Here is an 18,783-nt window from a genome sequence, read left to right on the forward strand (position 1 = left end):
CGCCAACCCGCACAACCACACCCTGGAGAGCTTGAGCCTGGCTCAATGGAACCGGGTGCTGGCGGTCAACCTCAATGGGCCGATGCTGTTGGCCAAGCACTGTGCGCCGTACCTGCGTGTGCATGCTGGGGCGATCGTCAACCTGACTTCGACCCGGGCGCGGCAGTCCGAGCCGGATACCGAGGCTTATGCGGCGAGCAAGGGCGGGCTGTTGGCGTTGACCCATGCCCTGGCGATGAGCCTGGGGCCGGAGATTCGGGTCAATGCTGTGAGCCCGGGGTGGATCGATGCGCGTGATCCAGCCCAGCGCCGTGCCGAGCCGTTGAGCGAGGCCGACCATGCCCAGCATCCGGCGGGCAGGGTAGGGACCGTTGAGGACGTGGCTGCGTTGGTGGCTTGGTTGTTTTCCAGACAGGCGGGGGTTGTGACTGGGCAGGAGTTTGTGGTTGACGGTGGGATGTGGTCGCAAGAGGATTTACACCTGAGCGGATGGCTATAAGCTGGAAGCTTTGAGAAAGGGACCGAGAGGTTCCTTTGTCGTTTTTGGGTGGGGGGGTGGTGGGAGCGGGCATATCCATTTTTTGTGGTGGGGCCACTGGCCCCTTCCGCCCTTACGGCGGGTCACTTTTTTTCTTGGAAAAAAGTAACCAAAAACCGCTTGCTCCTACATCCGGCCCTTCGCTGCGCTACGGGTTCCCTCACTCCGGTCTTGCTCCCGCGAGGACCGGGCTGTACGGGCCTTCCTGGCCCGCAGCCCTTGCCGGCCTTCCTGGCCGTCACCTCGCTTCGCAAGACCTCCGTTCGGCCTCCTGAAGTCGCAGTAGATCAAGATCACAAGCCAGATCAAGATCAAGGGCCAGATCAAGGGCCAGGGCAACGGCTGGCGAATCGCTGCGCTCTCGCGGGTTGATAAGAGCGGTATAGCTCGGCAGCGCCAGAATTTGCATTGACCTTCCGGCCATCGCGGGCAAGCCCGCTCCTACAGGTCGGCGCGGTCCTTGTAGGTGCGGGCTTGCCCGAGATGAGGCCCGAATATCCACCACCCATGCCACTATCGAAGATAACGCCAGCCCAGGCGCCACCCCTAACTTGGCGACCTCAGGAGGCCGGAGTGAGGGAACCCGCAGCGCAGCGGAGGGCCGTATGTGGGAGCCGGCGTTTTTTGGTTACTTTTTTCCAAGAAAAAAAGTGACCCGCCGTAAGGGCGGAAGGGGCCATAAGCGCCACCAAATCGAACGGATAAGCCCCAAAAAACCCAACGCATCTACACCGAACACACGCAAAAAAATACCCCGCAAGTGGGCGGGGTATTTTTAGTCGGCTGGGGCCGCCAGGCGCCCCCAGGGGGTGCAAGCCGTCAGACCGGCTCGGCCCACATGTCGTACTCGTCGGCATCGACTACCCGGCAACGGACCTTGTCGCCCGGCTTGAAGCCGTGGTCGCCGTCGATGAACACGCTGCCGTCGATCTCCGGCGCGTCGAAGAAGCTGCGGCCTACCGAACCTTGCTCCTCGACCTCGTCGATCAGCACTTCGATCTCGCGACCGATGCGCAGCTGCAGGCGCGCGGCGCTGATCGCCTGCTGGTGGGCCATGAAGCGGTCCCAACGGTCCTGCTTGATGTCATCCGGCACTTCGTCCAGGCCCAGGTCGTTGGCCGGGGCGCCTTCGACTGGCGAGTACTGGAAGCAGCCGACGCGGTCCAGCTGGGCTTCGCTCAGCCAGTCGAGCAGGTACTGGAAGTCTTCTTCGGTCTCGCCAGGGAAGCCGACGATGAAGGTCGAACGGATCACCAGTTGCGGGCACTGCTCGCGCCAGTTCTTGATCCGCGCCAGGGTGCGGTCTTCGAAGGCCGGGCGCTTCATCGACTTGAGCACTTTCGGGCTGGCGTGCTGGAACGGGATGTCCAGGTACGGCAGGATCTTGCCGGCGGCCATCAGCGGGATCACGTCGTCGACGTTCGGGTACGGGTACACATAGTGCAGGCGCACCCAGGCACCCAGGCTGCTCAAGGCTTCGCACAGCTCGAGCATGCGCGTCTTGACCGGGCGGCCGTTCCAGAAGTCGGTCTTGTACTTGACGTCGACGCCATAGGCGCTGGTGTCCTGGGAGATCACCAGGATCTCCTTGACGCCGGCCTTGACCAGACGCTCGGCCTCGCTCAGCACTTCACCCACCGGGCGGCTGACCAGCTTGCCGCGCATCGACGGGATGATGCAGAAGCTGCAGCTGTGGTTGCAGCCTTCGGAAATCTTCAGGTAGGCATAGTGGCGCGGGGTCAGCTTGATGCCTTGTGGCGGCACCAGGTCGATCAGCGGGTTGTGGTCCTTGCGCGGCGGGACAACCTCGTGGACGGCGTTGACCACCTGCTCGTACTGCTGCGGGCCGGTGACCGACAGCACGCTGGGGTGCACGTCACGGATGTTGCCTTCTTCGACACCCATGCAGCCGGTGACGATGACCTTGCCGTTTTCCTTGATCGCCTCGCCGATGACTTCCAGCGACTCGGCCTTGGCGCTGTCGATGAACCCACAGGTGTTGACCACCACGACGTCAGCGTCCTCGTAAGTGGGCACGACTTCGTAGCCTTCCATGCGCAGCTGGGTGAGGATGCGTTCGGAATCGACCAGGGCTTTCGGGCATCCGAGCGAAACAAATCCTACCTTCGGCGGGGTAGAAGCGGGGGTGGTGGACATAGCTAACCTCGGTATTGAAAGCGGCTGCCTGTTGGATAAACCGGGCAGTCCTGGCGGGCGCTTTAGGCGCCTCTGATCAAAAAGTGCGCAATTCTAGCGAGCGCACGGTCGCTTGACCAGCAGAAAAGCGACGAACGCTGCGCTATGCTTCGCGCCAGTGTAGTGGGGTATCGGTGATGCCCTGCCGCGCGGGCGAATTCAACCGGCCCCCAGGGCCGTCTGCAGGAGTGGTCGATGGGGCAGGCAAGCAGTCACGCCGAAGGCAGGCAGGGCGCGGCACGGCCGGTGAGCCTGCTGGTGGCCGCGGTTGGGGTGGTCTATGGCGATATCGGCACCAGCCCGTTGTACACCCTGAAGGAAGTCTTTTCCGGCAGCTACGGGGTGCCGCTGAACCATGACGGGGTGCTCGGCATCCTCTCGTTGATCCTCTGGTCGCTGCTGTGGGTCGTCTCGCTCAAGTACGTGACCTTTATCCTGCGCGCCGACAACCAGGGCGAAGGCGGCATCATGGCCCTGACCGCGCTGGCGCGGCGAGCCTCGGCGCCGTATCCGAAGCTGCGCAGGATGATGGTCGTCTGTGGCCTGATCGGCGCGGCGCTGTTTTATGGCGACAGCATGATTACCCCGGCGGTGTCGGTGCTGTCGGCGGTGGAGGGGATGGGCCTGGCGTTCGACGGCATCGACCACTGGGTGGTGCCGATCGCGGTGGTGGTGCTGGTCGGGCTGTTCCTGGTGCAGAAGCACGGCACGGCGAAGATCGGCATCCTCTTCGGCCCGGTCATGGTGGCCTGGTTCCTGGTGTTGGCCGCCTTGGGTCTGCACGGCATTGCCCAGAGCCCGGAAGTGCTGAAGGCGTTCAACCCGGCGTGGGCGTTGCGCTTCTTCGTCGTCCACCCGGGCATCGGCGTGGCGGTGCTCGGGGCGGTGGTGCTGGCACTGACCGGCGCCGAGGCGCTGTATGCCGACATGGGCCACTTCGGCCGCAAGCCGATTGCCCGTGCCTGGTTCATCCTGGTGCTGCCGGCGCTGGTGCTCAACTACTTTGGCCAGGGCGCGCTGCTGCTGCAGAACCCTGAGGCGGCGCGCAACCCGTTCTACCTGCTGGCGCCGGCCTGGGCCTTGCTACCGCTGATCGGGCTGGCCACCCTGGCCACGGTGATCGCCTCCCAGGCGGTGATTTCCGGTGCGTTCTCGTTGACGCGTCAAGCCATCCAGCTCGGTTACATCCCGCGCATGCAGATCCAGCACACCTCGAGCGACGAGCAGGGGCAGATCTACATCGGTGCGGTGAACTGGGCCCTGATGGTCGCCGTGGTGCTGCTGGTGATCGGCTTCGAGTCGTCCGGCGCCTTGGCGGCGGCCTATGGCGTGGCGGTCACCGGCACCATGCTGATGACCACCTTGCTGGTCGCCACGGTGATGCTGTTGCTGTGGAAATGGCCACCGCTGCTGGCGGTGCCGGTCCTGCTGGGCTTCCTGCTGGTCGACGGGCTGTTCTTCGCCGCCAACTTGCCCAAGGTGGTGCAGGGCGGCGCTTTCCCGGTCTTGGCCGGCTCGGTGCTGTTCCTGCTGATGACCACCTGGAAGCGCGGCAAGCAGATCCTTGTCGAGCGTATCGACGAGGCGGCGCTGCCGTTGCCGGTGTTCATCAGCAGCATTCGCGTGCAGCCGCCACACCGGGTCGAGGGTACGGCGGTGTTTCTCACCGCGCGGCCGGACGCCGTGCCACACGCGCTGCTGCACAACATGCTGCACAACCAGGTGCTGCATCACCAGGTGGTGTTGCTGACGGTGGTCAGCGAAGACCGGCCGCGGGTGCCGGAGCAGGAGCGCTTTGAAGTGGAGGCTTACGGTGATGGCTTCTTCCGCGTGCTGCTGCACTTCGGCTTCATGGATGAGCCGGACGTGCCACAGGCCTTGAAGCTGTGTCACCTGGAGGACCTGGACTTCAGCCCGATGCGCACGACCTACTTCCTCAGCCGCGAGACGGTGATCGCCTCGCGCCTGGAGGGTATGGCGCGCTGGCGAGGGGCGCTGTTCGCCTTCCTGTTGAAGAATGCCAACGGCAACTTGCGCTTCTTCAACCTGCCGTTGAACCGGGTGATCGAGCTGGGGACCCAGGTCGAAATCTGAAGAGACCGGGGGCTGCAATGCAGCCCCCGGTATCCGCTAGTTCTGCTCGGCGACGCTGGACTTGCCCTGGCGCGTCTCGATCTCGCCGATCAAGCGCTTGGCCAGAGCCGGGTAGTTCTCGTCGAAGTGATGGCCGCCTGGCAACTTGAGGCGCTCACCCACGGCGGTGTGCTCGGTGCAACCGCTCTCGTCGGTCTCTTCCACGCCATAGATGCAGACCACCTTGGCGGCTGGCATGCGGGCCATTTCCGGGCCGGTCGGCGCTTCCTGGCCTTCTTTGCCCAGCCAGCCCTCGACCTCGATCTCGAAGCTGCCACTGCGGGCGAAGGCCAGCAGGATCACCGCGTCGACCCGTTGCTGGTCTTCGGCCGGCAGGCGGTTGTAGATCGCCGGCAGGACGTCGGCGCCAAACGAATAGCCGGTCAGGACAAAGCGCTTGGTGCCCCATTTCTGCCGGTAATGCTGCATCAGCTCGGACAGGTCGGCCGCACTCTGCTCGGGGGTCTTGTGCTGCCAGTAATAGCGCAGGGTGTCGATGCCGACCACCGGGTAGCCAAGCTTGGCCATTTCGCCCGCCACGTCGCGGTCCAGGTCGCGCCAGCCACCGTCGCCCGAGAGGAACAGGGTCACCGTATCGGTGGTCTGGCCCGCCGGCACTTCCACCACCGGGATGCTCAGGGCGTTGCCGTCGTGGCCGACCAAGGCCTGGGTCAGCTGGCTCTTGAGCACCTGCGGCAAGTGGATGTCATAGTCGCTGATGCTGGTCTCGGCATTGGCCTGATCGCGCACGAAGGCCGCGCTGGCATCATCCGGGTTGTCGTTCCAGGCCACGTTCCAGTGGCCATGGGGCGCGGCTTTGGGCAGCGCCGGGCAGCCAGGCTGCTCGAGGTTGAAGTCCACCGAGATGGCCCGCGCCTTGTCGTCGCTTTGGCCCGCCAGCCAGCGCCATGCCTGCCCAGCGCCTGGGCCGATACCGGCAACCAGGGTCGGTGCTGCCGACAGGTGGGTAATCGCCTGGTCGAGCGCATCCTGCTGTTTGGCGCAGTTATTGGCCGGCAGGATCACCTGCACCAACTGCGCTTCGCCGGCCTGGCTCAGGTCGAGCAACTGCTTGTCGCTGAGGGCCTGGTCCTGAGGCACGCCAATCGCCACGCGGGCCTTGGCATGCACCCCGGGCGTGGCGCGGACCAGGCTGCTGCCATCGGTCAGGGTCAGGTGCTCGACACGCGCTTCAGGCGCGGGGCGGGTCCACAGCCAGAACCACACCGCGGCGGCGGCGAGGGCCAGCAGCAGGGCAATCAGTGCGTACTGCCAATAGCGTCGGATCATCAACGTTTCACCAATCCAGTCAGGCCGCCAGCAATCAGGGCGGCGGTATCGGCCAGTGCCACCAGCGGGTCGAGCCCGGCCGGCACGGCCATGTAACGAGGTTCCCAGTCCGGCTGGAACTTGTCCTTGAAGCGCCGCAGGCCCTGGAAGTTGTAGAGCTGCTCGCCGCGCTGGAACACCATCGAGCCCAGGCGCTGGGTCAAGGGTGCGCCACGCCGCGGCTGCAGGCCGGAAAGCGGCACCATGCCCAGGCTGAACCGGCCGTAGTCATGGCTTTTGTAATGCAGGATCAGGCCGACCATCATGAACTCCATGGTCAGCTTCGGCGCCTCGGGATGGGCGCGCATCAGGTCGAGACTGGCCAGTTCGTTGCTGTGCGTTTCCAGCAGGTTGGCGAAGGCCACCGGGCGACCCTGGAAGCGGATCAGGGCGATCCGGAAGTGCTGCAGGTAGCTGGGGCTGAAGCGGCCCAGCGAGAAGCCTTTCTCGCGCACGTTCTTGCCACTGAGCCAGGCGTCGGAGATCTCCTTGAGTTCCTCCAGCGGTGCCTGCCCAGGCTCGTGCACCTCCAGGCTGAGGCCGTCGCGGCCGCCGCGGTTCCAGGTGTAGCGCAGGTCTTTCATCTCCTTGCCCTTGGCTTCGAGGTCGAACCGGCGCAGGTCGACGCGCGCTTCTTCGCCGAGCTTGAGCGCGGTCAGGCCGATGTCCATATAGAAGGGCAGGTTCTCCGCGCGTACCTGGTAGAACACCGGGCGGGCATGGTGCAGGTCGCATAGGTCGCGGAACTGCCAGATCATCTCGGCGCGTTCCTGGGCCGGGCCGATCGGGTCGTACAACGCCACCAGGCTGCGACCGCGGCGGGCATACATGATGAACGCGTTGCCGTTGGGGTGGAACAGCAGCGCCTTGTCGCCGGTCAGGGCCAGGCCGCCATCGGGTTGGTCCGAGGCCAGCAGGATCTGGCTGGCGCGCTGCAGCTCCTCTTCATTGGGCAGGTGGATCACTGGGCGGGCGGTGCGCAGCAGCCAGGTCAGGGCGACGAACACCAGCAGCACCGCGCTGCCCATGGCCGCGCGCAGGCCGCGTGGCGCGTCCGCATCGAGGGTGAACTGCCACCATAGCTGGTGGCTGTAAGGTACGTCCTGGTAGGCGAACAGCAACAGCCATACCGACGCGCCGACCACGCAGGCGCTGGCCACCAGGTACACCGGCGAGAAGGGCAGCTCGAGCAGGCGGCTGGGGCGGTAGAACGAGCGACGGAACACCGCCAGCAGGGCTGCGGTAGCGGTCAGCAGGCTGGCCTCTTCCCAATCAAAGCCCTTGAGCAGCGACAGCAGGGCACCGACCAGCAGCAGCGTGGTGGTCAGCAGCCAGGCCGCGGACAGGCGTCGGCGCAGGCCCTGGGCCAGCAGCAGGCAAAGCACGCCGATCAGGCTGGCGCCGAAGTGCGAGGCATCGATCAGGCGGTGCGGCACCAGGAAGCCCATGTGCTCCAGGCGCGTATCGATCTCGGGGGTAGCCCCCGAAAACAGCAGCACCACGCCCGACAGGAACACCAGGATCGCCAGTACCGGCGCGGCCAGGCCCGAGGCTGCCTTGATCGCCTGCTGGGCGAACAGCAAGCGCCGTGCCTCGTTGGCCAGCAGCAGCACGCACGCCACCAGCAGCGGCAACACCACATAGATCAAGCGGTACAACAGCAGTGCAGCGGCGAGGGGCGCGGCGCCGAGCTGGTCGGCGAACGCCGCGAGCAGGATCGCCTCGAACACACCCACGCCGCCTGGCACATGGCTCAGCACGCCTGCGGCCAGGGCCAGCAGGTAGACCAGCACAAACGCCGCAAAGGGTGGCGCCTCTGGCAGCAGTAGGTAGAGCACGGTAGCGGCGGCAGCCACGTCCAGGGCGGTGATCAGCAGTTGCAGCCCAGCCAGTCGAGCCCCGGGCAGGCGCAAGGTGCGCCGGCCAAGCTGGACCAGCAGGCTGTCGCTCAGGGGTTGTTCGGCCAGTCGGCGGCGGTACAGGCCGATCACCACAACGGCGGTCAGTGCCAACACCGCAATGGCGATCCCGGCCAGAAGGCCCGGCGCCAGGCGCAGTGCGCTGGAGGCGGCTGGCAGGTCGCTGAGCGTCGCCAGTGCCGCCAGTGGCGGCAGCGCACAGCCGAGCGACAGGCTGGCGAACACCGTCATCCGTGCGACTTCGGCGGCGCCCAGGCCTTGGCGGGCATACAGGCGGTAGCGCACCGAACCGCCGGACAGCATCGACAGGCCGATGGCGTTGCCAATCGCAAATGCACTGAAGCCGCCCAGGAGCAGGGTGCGAGGCGGTAATTGCACCGCTGCGTAGCGGCTGGCCGACCACTCGTAGCCGAGCAGGATGACGAAGCCCACGCAGGTCGCCAGCAGGGCGCCGAGCAACGACGAGGCGGGCACGCTGAGCATGGCATCGTGCAGTGCGTAGATGTCCAGCTCACTGAGCAGGTGACGGCAGGCCACCAGCGCGATGCCGAACAGCAGCAAGGTCAGCGCCAGGCCGATCGGTTGCCGGTAGCGGCTCACGCGCTCGAGCCAGGTCAAGTGTTTGGCGGCCGCCGGCAGCGCCGCAGTCAGGGGCGTCTGGGATTCTGGAGTATGGGCTGTCATGCATTACCTCGGGCCAGCAGCGCGAGGTGGGGGGAAGGTGCGGCCAAGTGGAAGTCCCTTAGGAAAACGTATCCAGATATTACTCCGGGCGGAGACGGTTTCAGTCGTCCGGCACGGTTAAAGATAGTTCATCCGTAGGGGGGAGGCGCGCGGGGGTAAAGCAGGCGAGGGGCTAGCGAGGAGGGGGAGTCAGGACTCCAGAAACAACAAACCCCGCGCTGTTTAAAACAGGCGGGGTTTGTTCTGACGATATGGTTGCGGGAGCCGGATTTGAACCGACGACCTTCGGGTTATGAGCCCGACGAGCTACCAGACTGCTCCATCCCGCGTCAGTGGGGCGCATTCTACGGATATCTGAGACGCCGTCAAGGTTAATCTTTGATTTAAACTAATTATTTGACGGGCTTATCTGTAGGCAATAAAAAAGGCCACTGTTTTCACAGTGGCCTTTTTTCTGTATCTGGTTGCGGGAGCTGGATTTGAACCAACGACCTTCGGGTTATGAGCCCGACGAGCTACCAAGCTGCTCCATCCCGCGTCAGTGAGGTGGACTATACGCGCATTTCGCTGAGTGTCAAACGTTAACCTTTGATTTTCAAAGAATTATTCTCAGGCTACTTTTCTGACCACAACGAAAAAGGCCACTGTTTTCACAGTGGCCTTTCTCTTGAATCTGGTTGCGGGAGCCGGATTTGAACCGACGACCTTCGGGTTATGAGCCCGACGAGCTACCAGGCTGCTCCATCCCGCGCCTGTTGAGATGAATTCTACGGATTTGCCGTGGGGAGTCAAGCTATTTGTAAGAAAATTTCTTTTCTGTTCAATCTGTTAGCGTCCTGATTAAGCCTTCGGCTCAGCAACGGCGGGGCTTGCAGGCCGATTATCGTGCACCTGCCGGGCGTGGCTGTCTCACTACGGGCGCTTACGGTAATATCTGTATGAATTTACAGTGCTGACGGTCATCCATGTCTTTGCGCAAGATCATTCACATCGACTGCGACTGCTTTTACGCTGCGATCGAGATGCGTGACGACCCGCGCCTGGCCGGGCGGCCCATGGCGGTCGGCGGCGCTGCAGAGCGGCGCGGGGTGATTGCGACGTGCAATTATGAGGCGCGTGCGTACGGCGTGCGTTCGGCGATGTCGTCGCGGCATGCGCTCAAGCTCTGCCCGGACCTGTTGATCGTCAAGCCGCGCTTTGAGGCGTATCGCGAAGCCTCGCGCGAGATCCAGGCGATCTTTCGCGATTACACCGAGCTGATCGAACCCTTGTCGCTGGATGAAGCGTACCTGGATGTCAGTGACAGCCAATGGTTTGCCGGCAGCGCCACGCGCATCGCCGAAGATATCCGCAAGCGGGTCGCCAAGACCCTGCACATCACGGTGTCGGCGGGCGTCGCGCCGAACAAGTTCCTGGCCAAGATCGCCAGCGATTGGCGCAAGCCCAACGGCTTGTTCGTGATCACCCCGGGCGAGGTCGAAGCCTTCGTCGAAGCGTTGCCGGTGGCGCGCCTGCATGGCGTGGGCAAGGTCACCGCCGACAAGCTGACGCGGCTGGGTATCGAAACCTGCATGGACATGCGTGACTGGTCGAAGCTGGCGCTGGTGCGCGAATTCGGCAGTTTTGGCGAGCGCTTGTGGGGGCTGGCGCGGGGGATCGACGAGCGTCCCGTGCAGAATGACAGCCGTCGCCAGTCAGTCAGTGTCGAGAACACCTATGACACGGACCTTGCGGATTTGAACAGTTGCCTGGAGAAGCTCCCCGCGTTGCTGGAGAGCCTGAACGAGCGGGTGGCGCGAATCGACAGCAGCTATAAGGCGGACAAGCCGTTCGTGAAGGTCAAGTTCCATGATTTCAGCCAGACGACGCTGGAGCAGGCGGGGGCAGGGCGGGATCTGGAGAGCTATCGGCAGCTCTTGAGTCAGGCGTTTGCCCGGGGTGGCAAGCCGGTGCGGCTGCTGGGGGTAGGGGTGAGGTTGCGCGATCTGCGTGGCGCGCATGAGCAGATGGAGTTGTTTCCGAGCGCTTGACCTGGGGTTGCTGGAAGATTTTGGGGCCGCTTCGCGGCCCTTCGCGGGCAAGCCCGCTCCCACAGATACTGCGTCGCCCTGAGGATTACGAGTACCTGTGGGAGCGGGCTTGCCCGCGAAGGGGCGCAAAGCGGCCCCAGGTTCGTCAATCTTACTGCCGGCCCGGATCCGCCACCAAGCGTCCAGCCTGCTTGGTCAGCGCCTGGAGAAACTCCTGCTGCAGCTCCGGATCATTGCGCGTCAGCTCGATCAGGCTCTGTTCCAGCTCGCTCGCTTCCTCTTCCAGCCCCAGCTCGGACAGCCGCTTGACCCGATGTACCCACTGGCCGACATCGTCGTCCTCGAGGTCGTCGAAGATCAGCTCATGGGCTTCCAGCAGCTTGCTGCGCAGCGTACCGCTGACCAGCAGGCTGGCGTCGCCACGAATGCCGTTGTCCTCATCGACCACCTGCAGGTGCAGGGTGCCGATGCGGCTGAGGTTCTGCTCGGAGAAGGGCGCATCGAGCAAGTTCAGGCGCAGTACGCCATTGCGGTCGGTGGTCAGCTCATGGTTGAGCTTGCCCGCCTTGACCTCGACCAGGCGCTCGCTCCAGGGCAGGCTGGTGAACTCCTCGCGCTTGCCTTTCTCGACTTCGCTGATCCCCGCCAGGTTCTGCTGGGCGCGGCCGTTGGACGGCGCGTTCATGAACGGGTTGAGCCCGGCCACGCCGTAGCTCAGCCAGTCATGGGTGACGCTGTCCGGCAGGTTGCCCAGGGCGAACAGGTTGACCACGTTGGCGCCAACCCCGGCGACCACCGCCACCGCGCCCAGCGGGATCTCGTAGACCTCCCGCCAGGGTTGGTAGGGCGTATAGCGGTCATAGCGGCGGGTCACTTCGAATTCAGTCACTTCGAAGCGCTGCTGCTCATGGACCCGCACGCGGCGCTGGGGAAGCTCCATTACCTTGGGTTCGCCGACGTCGATCTGCAGACTGTGCTCGAGCAGCTTTCGCTCGACGCGTTCCTCATGCTCGCTGCGCTGGGACATCTGGTTGGCGCAGCCGCTGACGAACAGGGCGCCGCAGAGTGCGGCGCCCCCCAGGGTAAAGGTACTTCGCTTGTACATGATCACTCGCGCATTGGGCTATCAGCGGCGGATGCGGGCTTGCAGGAAGGTCAGCGCCTCGGTCAGCGGCAACACTTGGGCATCCTGCTCGGTGCGGTGCTTGTATTCCAGGTTGCCCTCGGCCAGGCCGCGGTCACTGACCACGATCCGGTGCGGGATACCGATCAGCTCCATGTCGGCGAACTTGATGCCGGGGCTGGTTTTCTTGTCGCGGTCGTCCAGCAGCACTTCGTAACCGGCGGCGGTCAGCTCGGCGTAGAGCTTGTCGGTCGCTTCGCGGACCACTTCGGTTTCGTAGCGCAGCGGCACCAGGGCGATCTGGAACGGCGCCAGGGCGTCATTCCAGACGATGCCCTTGTCGTCGTAGCTCTGCTCGATGGCTGCCGCGACCACGCGCGACACGCCAATACCGTAGCAGCCCATGGACAGCACCACTGGCTTGCCGTTCTCGCCCAGTACCTGGCACTTGAGCGACTCGCTGTACTTGGTGCCGAGCTGGAAGATGTGCCCGACTTCGATGCCGCGCTTGATCACCAGGGTGCCCTGGCCATCCGGGCTCGGGTCGCCTTCGACGACGTTACGCAGGTCGGCGACCTGAGGGACCGGCAGGTCGCGTTCCCAGTTGACGCCGAAGTAGTGCTTGTCGTCGAGGTTGGCGCCGATGCCGAAGTCGCTCATCAGGGCGACCGAACGGTCGATCACGCACCCGAGCGGCAGGTTCATCGGGCCCAGCGAGCCGGCACCGGCGCCGATCGCTGCACGCAGCTCGGCATCGGTGGCCATGACCACAGGGTCGGCAACCTGCTCGAGCTTGGCGGCCTTGATTTCGTTGAGTTCGTGGTCGCCACGGACCACCAGGGCGACCAGCTTGCCCTCTTCGGCGCCGTGCACGATCAGGGTCTTGACGGTCTTTTCGATCGCCAGGTTGTAGTTCTCGACCAGTTGCGCAATGGTCTTGGCGTCTGGCGTGTCGACCAGGCGCAGCTCTTCGGCAGGCGCCGGGCGCACGGTTTCGCGCGGGATGGCCTCGGCCTTCTCGATGTTGGCGGCGTAGTCGGAGCTGTCGCTGAAGATCACATCGTCTTCGCCAGAGGAGGCCAGGACGTGGAATTCGTGCGAGTAGCTACCACCGATGGAGCCGGTGTCGGCCTGCACCGGACGGAAGTCCAGGCCCAGGCGGGTAAAGACGTTGCTGTACGCCTGGTGCATGCGGTCGTAGGTTTCCTGCAGGGAAGCCTGGTCAGCATGGAACGAGTAGGCGTCCTTCATGATGAATTCGCGGCCGCGCATCAGGCCGAAGCGCGGACGAATCTCGTCACGGAACTTGGTCTGGATCTGGTACATGTTCAGCGGCAGCTGTTTATAGCTGGACAGCTCGTTACGTGCCAGGTCGGTGATGACCTCTTCGTGGGTCGGGCCAACGCAGAAATCACGACCGTGACGGTCTTTCAGGCGCAGCAGCTCGGGGCCGTATTGCTCCCAGCGGCCGGATTCCTGCCACAGTTCGGCAGGCTGGATGCTCGGCATGAGCACTTCCAGGGCGCCGGCGGCGTTCATTTCCTCGCGCACCACGGCTTCGACCTTGCGCATTACCCGCAGGCCCATCGGCAGCCAGGTGTAAAGGCCGGAGGCCAGCTTGCGGATCATGCCGGCACGCAGCATGAGCTGGTGGCTGATGACCACTGCGTCAGCAGGGGTTTCTTTCTGGGTGGCGAGCAAATATTGACTGGTGCGCATGGGGGGCCGTGTCGATTGCCTAAGACGTTGAAATGACCCCGCATTCTACGGGGGCGAAACGAAAGCGTACAGGATGCCCCACAGCGGGGCAGTTGTCAGCCAAGAAAAAGCCCGGCGTGATCGCCGGGCTTTTTCAAGTGCGGGGCACTGCAAGCCAGGCTTACAGGATGCTCAGCGGGTACTCGACGATCAGGCGCAGTTCGTCCAGGGAGTTGGAGTAGACCGCAGCCGAGGAACGGTAGGTCGCCTGACGTACGCGGAAGCTCAGGTCTTTGGCCGGGCCTTCCTGCAGCACGTACTTGATGTCGATGTCGCGTTCCCACTCTTTGCCGTTGTCGGTACCCGCGACTTTCGCGTCGGTACCACGCACGTAGCGGGTCATGAAGGTCAGACCCGGTACGCCGAATTCGGCGAAGTTCAGGTCGTAGCGAGCCTGCCAGGATTTCTCGTCTTCGGCGTTGAAGTCGGAACGCGCGATGGAGTTGGCCAGGAAGATCGTGCCGTTACCGTCGATACCGTAGGAGTAGCCGCCATCACCGGTCATCTTCTGGTAAGCGACGGTGAAGGTGTGAGCGCCAATGTTATAGGCGCCGGACAGGCTGAATGCACGGTTGTCGAGCTTGTCGCCATCGTACGCGCGCGATTCGCCTGCGCCTTCACTCTTGGTGTCGTAGACGTTGAAGTCGAACACCAGGCCCTGGGTGTCGGAGATCGGCAGCGCCCAGTTGACGTTGGCGTAGTATTTGCGCCAGAAGTCTTCAACTTTGGAGTAGTACAGGCTGGTGCTCAGGCTGTCGGTGAACGCATAGGTACCGCCGACCACGTCAGCTTGTTTCAGGCGGAAGCTGTCGCGGTTGGTCTGCTCTTGCGCGGTCAGGCTGGTGAAGCGACCGGCATTCAGGGTCAGGCCTTTGATTTCGTTACTGGTGATCAGCGTGCCGGTAGCGGTTTCTGGCAGCAGGCGGCTGTCATCGGTAGCGAACACTGGAAGGGCGACGAACTGGTCACCGGCTTTCAGTACGGTGTCGGAGATGCGGAACTTGATAGCCGCGCCGCCTTTCGAGTAATCATCCTGCGAGCGCCCATCGGAGCCGGTTGGGAACAGGCCAGTGCCGGAGAAACCGCGGCCGCTGTCGAGTTTCAGGCCGAGCAGACCGATCGCGTCGAAGCCGACGCCCACGGTGCCTTGGGTGAAGCCGGACTCGAAGGTGCCGATGAAGCCTTGACCCCATTCGCGCTGATCGTGACGCAGACCGGCAGCCCTGTTGGCCGGGTCTTCCTTGTTGCGGTAGTCACGGCTGAAGTACAGGTTGCGCATCTTTACAGACAACGAACTGTCTTCTACGAAGCCCTTGGATTCATCTTGCGAAGAGGCGATTGCCAACTGCGAGGTCCCTGCCGCAACGGCCAGGGCGATCATGCTCCACTTCATCACGCGCATCGTGATTTGCTCCTTTGGTTTTTAGGAAGAGTACCGCTGCACCCAAGAGTTTTAGTTATAGGGGCAGCTCTTTCTTGTTATGTCGGCGAAAATGTATATCACGCTGACTGTATTTGGCGAGATGTAAAAAGTAACTTTTCAGAAACTTTATGACCTGTCGCTTTTAGTTAATTCCATGTCGCAAATCACGCCCCCGGTTAAAAGGCGTCTACCCCAGCGTTGCCGCAATCGCTGTAATGAATGTGTCATAAACGCCATTCCAACGAGTGAAACTCCCTGGTTGCTCCAAAGCCGCTATGGGTATCTGTCGCGTCCCCTCTGCTCAATGCAGGGGTCGTGCCGACTTGGCGTTGAATGAATGCAACAAGCGTGCTCATTTTCACATCGTGTTGATGAAATTTTCACATTCGCCCGTTGGCATTGGCTCAAACCACCAGAAACACGGGGCGCGAGCTGTCTGATGGTGTGCCAATAAAGCAGGGGTGGAATAACAGTAAGGTTGCTAACTAAGTCAATGTGTTACCGCTAACTGTTCATCCTGAGTAGTTTTACGGGGTCGGCAGTGTGACTGCCGCCGGAATCGGCCTCATTTTGGTGCGAAAAGTAGCGTTGTGTTACCGCCTTGGGGCTCGTTGCCAGTCGGATCAAGCAAAAGTGCACCGATTCACACCATAAATGTCGCAATTCATGCTGCTGAGTGTGAAGCACGGTATCCTTCGCCCATTGCGCCTGCGTGTGGCGGGTTGTCTGATTTGAAGGAGATTGCCGTGTTCGTCCTGGATTCGCGTCTGCAGCAGGATTCCATCGTGCTGGGGGATTTTGCGCTGTGCCGTCTGTTGCTGAGCAAGGACGCCAACTACCCGTGGTTCATCCTGGTGCCGCGTCGTGCCGAGATCAGTGAGCTGTTCGAGCTGGATCCGGCCGACCAGCAGCAGCTGTGGCAAGAGACCACCTACCTGGCCCAGGCGCTGAAACAAAGTTTCGCCGCTGACAAGATGAACGTCGCCACCTTGGGCAACGTGGTCAGCCAGATGCACATGCATGTGATCGTTCGCCGCCGCGACGACGCTGCCTGGCCAGCACCGGTCTGGGGCAAGGTGCCCGCGCTGGCGTACAGCGAGGCGCAGCTGCTCGCGCTGCGTCAGCGTTTGCGCGACGTGCTCAACGATGACTACAAGGAGGCTTGAGGCGATGTCGCTGGAATCACAGATGATCGACCTGCAAACCCGTCTGGCGTTTCAGGATGACACCATCCAGGCGCTCAATGACGTCGTCGTCGAGCAGGGGCGGGTGATCGATCGCTTGCAACTGCAGATGGCCGAATTGATCAAGCGCTACGAGGATATGGTCGGGCAGTACGGCAGTGAGGGAGAGGAGGCGCCGCCGCCTCACTATTGAGCGGCGCCGCTTGCGGGAGCGTGGCTCCCGCAAGGTGGACACGATCAGCGGCGGGACACCGCGATCACGTCTTCGGCCTGCAGGCCTTTGTCGCGGTGCATCACCGAGAACTCCACGCGCTGGCCTTCGACCAGGACGCGATGGCCCTCGCCCCGGATAGCGCGAAAGTGCACGAAGATGTCGTCGCCCGAGTCGCGGGAGATAAACCCGAAGCCCTTGGACGTGTTGAACCACTTGACCGTGCCGGTATCGCGCTTGTTGGCATCCAGGCCAGTGCTGGCGCTGGCGCGGGCTTTCTTGCCGTTGCGGCTGAAGCCGGCGGCCAGGTGCAGGGCCACTGCCAGGCCGGCGCAGAGCAGTGCGGGCAGGTTACCCAGCTCCGGACGGGCCAGCAGGGTCACGGTCTGCAATACCACGGCCAGCACCAGCAGGGTGCTGGCCAGGTATTGCAGTTGTTGCCGCGCGCCCCTGTAGTACATCGGTACCACCGGTGCCAGGAGCAGGTTGAGCAGGCCGAGCAAGGCCAGGTAGACGGCCTCCGGTTGCTGCAGGAAGGGTGTCGCTTCAGTTCTGAGGCTGGGTATGAGCGAGAGCAGCAAAGCCGCTACGCCCGTCACCAGATGGACGATCTTGAACATAAGGGTTGGCTCGCGTTGATAAGGCCGATCACAGGAAGAGCGGGCAGCGTGGTGCGCAGGAGAGAGAAAGCGCGATCACACGACTGGCCAGCCTATGCTCCCGGCAATGACAATCCGCACGGGTGGCACCCTGCCTATTTAACAGCAAAGGCGCAGGCTTCTCAAACCGAGGGGATGACGGGGTGTTGCCTTGCCCTGTGTCACCTGCAGCCTCAGGCAAGTCTTGCTACAGTGTTCCCCGCCCGCTTGACTCATCAAGCCTTATGGAAAGGGGAACTTCATGGCAATCGATATCGGTATCAGTGAAGAAGATCGCAAGTCCATCGTCGATGGGCTGTCCCGCCTGTTATCGGATACCTACGTGCTGTATCTGAAAACCCATAACTTTCACTGGAACGTCACCGGTCCGTCGTTCCGCACCCTGCACCTGATGTTCGAGGAGCAGTACAACGAGCTGGCCCTGGCGGTCGACTCGATCGCCGAGCGGATTCGCGCGCTGGGCTTCCCGGCCCCCGGCTCCTATGACTTCTATGCCCGTCATTCGTCGATCAAGGAGGAGCCGGGGGTGCCGCCTGCGGATGAGATGATCCGCCAGTTGGTCGAGGGTCAGGAGGCGGTGACGCGCACCGCGCGGAGCATCTTCCCGGTGGTCGACAAGGTCAGCGACGAGCCGACCGCCGACCTGCTGACCCAGCGCATGCAGGTGCACGAGAAGACCGCCTGGATGCTGCGGGTGCTGCTGGAAGGTAAATAAGCACGCTTCGATCCGCCACAAGAAGCCCGGTAACGCTAGCGCTGCCGGGCTTTTTCGTTTGCGCCTGGGAAGCCTTTGCCGCTGCTTCCGGGCGGCGTTGCAGGGCTTCATTGGCTGCCATGTTCCCTGCGCTTCGGCACAGGGGAGAGTCCCTTGGCGATGGAGTGGCAGTGATGGAAGTCATGGTGCAAACGAGCAAGCGCAGCGCTTGCCAGGGCAGGTGGCCAGTAAAGGCCTGGGTCGATCCGTTCAGTGCCGAGTTCGACATGTTACAGATACGGCCGGTGTCGCGGTCGGTCAGGCTCAACGGGTTTGCCACCTGCCTGCGGCTCGAGGAGGTCTACTGGGGGGTCCTCGAGCGTATCGCCGAGGCCAATGGCTGCTCGGTGAGTGCGGTGTTGTCCTACGTCGATCGGGAAGTTCACCTGCGCCATGGCGGGGTGAGGAACTTCAGCGGGCTGATCCGGGTAATCTGTGTGGCCTGGTTGCGCGATCCGCCAACCGTGCGTTGATCGCCGGGCGGGCTGCACAGCACTCCTTAACCATATATAATCCCGCTTTTTGCTGCCCCGGCAGCCAGTCGTTGTGGTTGACGAGAGACACCCATGCCCCTTTATGACTATCAATGTGCATACTGCGATCATCAATTCGAGACGCTGCAGAAGATCAGCGCCGCGCCCTTGACCGATTGCCCGGCCTGTCAGGCGCCGGCATTGAAGAAGCTGCTGTCGGTACCTGGCTTTCGCCTGAGCGGCACTGGCTGGTACGAAACCGACTTCAAGACCGGGGCAAAAAAGAATCTGGCCGGCGGCGACAAGGCCGACTGAGTTGAATTGCACCGAGCGGGTCTTGCAGTATTAGCCCTTCTGGGCGGCCAAGGC

15 protein-coding genes and 3 tRNA genes are annotated in these 18,783 nt (G+C 63.0%); 8 read left to right on the top strand and 10 right to left on the bottom strand.

Annotated elements, in window-relative coordinates; genetic code table 11:
• Positions 1 to 499: SDR family oxidoreductase (locus CCOS865_RS19565; RefSeq protein WP_119143877.1), on the top strand; the 499-nt coding region annotated here is incomplete at its 5' end.
• 858 nt (positions 500 to 1,357) lie between these two features.
• Here the strand turns inward: CCOS865_RS19565 and rimO are convergent.
• Entirely contained in the window at positions 1,358 to 2,695 is a 1,338-nt protein-coding gene (gene rimO, locus CCOS865_RS19570) for a 30S ribosomal protein S12 methylthiotransferase RimO (RefSeq protein ID WP_119143879.1), read from the bottom strand.
• 234 nt (positions 2,696 to 2,929) lie between these two features.
• Here rimO and CCOS865_RS19575 point away from each other — a divergent pair, with 234 nt between their 5' ends.
• The gene (locus tag CCOS865_RS19575) at positions 2,930 to 4,828 is read left to right on the top strand and encodes a potassium transporter Kup (protein ID WP_119143881.1); all 1,899 of its coding nucleotides are present in this window, start codon (positions 2,930 to 2,932) and stop codon (positions 4,826 to 4,828) included.
• A gap of 36 nt (positions 4,829 to 4,864) precedes the next feature.
• On the opposite strand, the gene CCOS865_RS19580 is transcribed toward CCOS865_RS19575, so the two are convergent.
• From CCOS865_RS19580 to CCOS865_RS19600, 5 genes are all read right to left on the bottom strand, one after another.
• Positions 4,865 to 6,157 carry a virulence factor family protein gene (locus CCOS865_RS19580; RefSeq protein WP_119143882.1) on the bottom strand — a complete coding sequence of 431 codons (1,293 nt, stop codon included), beginning with the start codon at positions 6,155 to 6,157 and terminating at the stop codon, positions 4,865 to 4,867.
• Positions 6,157 to 8,799, bottom strand: coding sequence for a bifunctional lysylphosphatidylglycerol flippase/synthetase MprF (gene mprF, locus CCOS865_RS19585; protein WP_119143883.1), 2,643 nt, complete (start codon positions 8,797 to 8,799; stop codon positions 6,157 to 6,159). Before mprF ends, CCOS865_RS19580 begins: the two co-directional genes overlap by 1 nt.
• A 252-nt stretch (positions 8,800 to 9,051) precedes the next feature.
• A tRNA-Met gene (locus CCOS865_RS19590) sits at positions 9,052 to 9,128 on the bottom strand.
• A 132-nt stretch (positions 9,129 to 9,260) separates the two neighbouring features.
• Positions 9,261 to 9,337: transfer RNA gene (locus tag CCOS865_RS19595), tRNA-Met, on the bottom strand.
• A gap of 136 nt (positions 9,338 to 9,473) precedes the next feature.
• Positions 9,474 to 9,550 (bottom strand) — tRNA-Met (locus CCOS865_RS19600).
• 220 nt (positions 9,551 to 9,770) lie between these two features.
• On the opposite strand from CCOS865_RS19600, the gene dinB reads away from it, so the two are divergent.
• Positions 9,771 to 10,829, top strand: coding sequence for a DNA polymerase IV (dinB, locus tag CCOS865_RS19605; RefSeq protein WP_167469092.1), 1,059 nt, complete (start codon positions 9,771 to 9,773; stop codon positions 10,827 to 10,829).
• 151 nt (positions 10,830 to 10,980) lie between these two features.
• On the opposite strand, the gene CCOS865_RS19610 is transcribed toward dinB, so the two are convergent.
• The 3 genes from CCOS865_RS19610 to CCOS865_RS19620 form a co-directional block, all read right to left on the bottom strand.
• Positions 10,981 to 11,934: a hypothetical protein gene (locus CCOS865_RS19610; protein ID WP_119143887.1), complete on the bottom strand. Its 954-nt coding sequence runs from the start codon at positions 11,932 to 11,934 to the stop codon at positions 10,981 to 10,983.
• A 21-nt stretch (positions 11,935 to 11,955) separates the two neighbouring features.
• Positions 11,956 to 13,671, bottom strand: a complete 1,716-nt coding sequence (locus tag CCOS865_RS19615) for a proline--tRNA ligase (RefSeq protein ID WP_119143889.1) — start codon at positions 13,669 to 13,671, stop codon at positions 11,956 to 11,958.
• A gap of 160 nt (positions 13,672 to 13,831) precedes the next feature.
• On the bottom strand, positions 13,832 to 15,112 hold the full coding sequence (locus CCOS865_RS19620) for an OprD family porin (RefSeq protein WP_119143891.1): 1,281 nt from the start codon (positions 15,110 to 15,112) through the stop codon (positions 13,832 to 13,834).
• Positions 15,113 to 15,879: 767 nt separating this feature from the next.
• Here CCOS865_RS19620 and CCOS865_RS19625 point away from each other — a divergent pair.
• Complete coding sequence (locus tag CCOS865_RS19625; RefSeq protein WP_119143894.1) at positions 15,880 to 16,299, top strand: HIT family protein; 420 nt, start codon at positions 15,880 to 15,882, stop codon at positions 16,297 to 16,299.
• 4 nt (positions 16,300 to 16,303) lie between these two features.
• Positions 16,304 to 16,510 (top strand): SlyX family protein, encoded by a 207-nt coding sequence (locus CCOS865_RS19630; RefSeq protein ID WP_119143896.1) that lies wholly within the window; start codon positions 16,304 to 16,306, stop codon positions 16,508 to 16,510.
• Between the two features lie 44 nt (positions 16,511 to 16,554).
• Here the strand turns inward: CCOS865_RS19630 and CCOS865_RS28585 are convergent, their stop codons facing one another.
• Entirely contained in the window at positions 16,555 to 17,148 is a 594-nt protein-coding gene (locus tag CCOS865_RS28585) for a cold-shock protein (RefSeq protein ID WP_119143898.1), read from the bottom strand.
• Positions 17,149 to 17,428: 280 nt separating this feature from the next.
• On the opposite strand from CCOS865_RS28585, the gene CCOS865_RS19640 reads away from it, so the two are divergent.
• From CCOS865_RS19640 to CCOS865_RS19650, 3 genes are all read left to right on the top strand, one after another.
• A complete protein-coding gene (locus tag CCOS865_RS19640) occupies positions 17,429 to 17,902 on the top strand; it encodes a Dps family protein (RefSeq protein WP_119143900.1) in 474 nt (157 codons plus the stop codon).
• A 182-nt stretch (positions 17,903 to 18,084) separates the two neighbouring features.
• Positions 18,085 to 18,414, top strand: coding sequence for a ribbon-helix-helix domain-containing protein (locus CCOS865_RS19645; protein WP_119144840.1), 330 nt, complete (start codon positions 18,085 to 18,087; stop codon positions 18,412 to 18,414).
• 93 nt (positions 18,415 to 18,507) lie between these two features.
• The gene (locus CCOS865_RS19650; RefSeq protein ID WP_119143902.1) at positions 18,508 to 18,729 is read left to right on the top strand and encodes an FmdB family zinc ribbon protein; all 222 of its coding nucleotides are present in this window, start codon (positions 18,508 to 18,510) and stop codon (positions 18,727 to 18,729) included.
• Positions 18,730 to 18,783 lie beyond the last annotated feature (54 nt).

Origin of the sequence: Pseudomonas reidholzensis, from assembly GCF_900536025.1 — a bacterium.
In the GTDB taxonomy this organism is placed as follows: Bacteria; Pseudomonadota; Gammaproteobacteria; order Pseudomonadales; family Pseudomonadaceae; genus Aquipseudomonas; species Aquipseudomonas reidholzensis.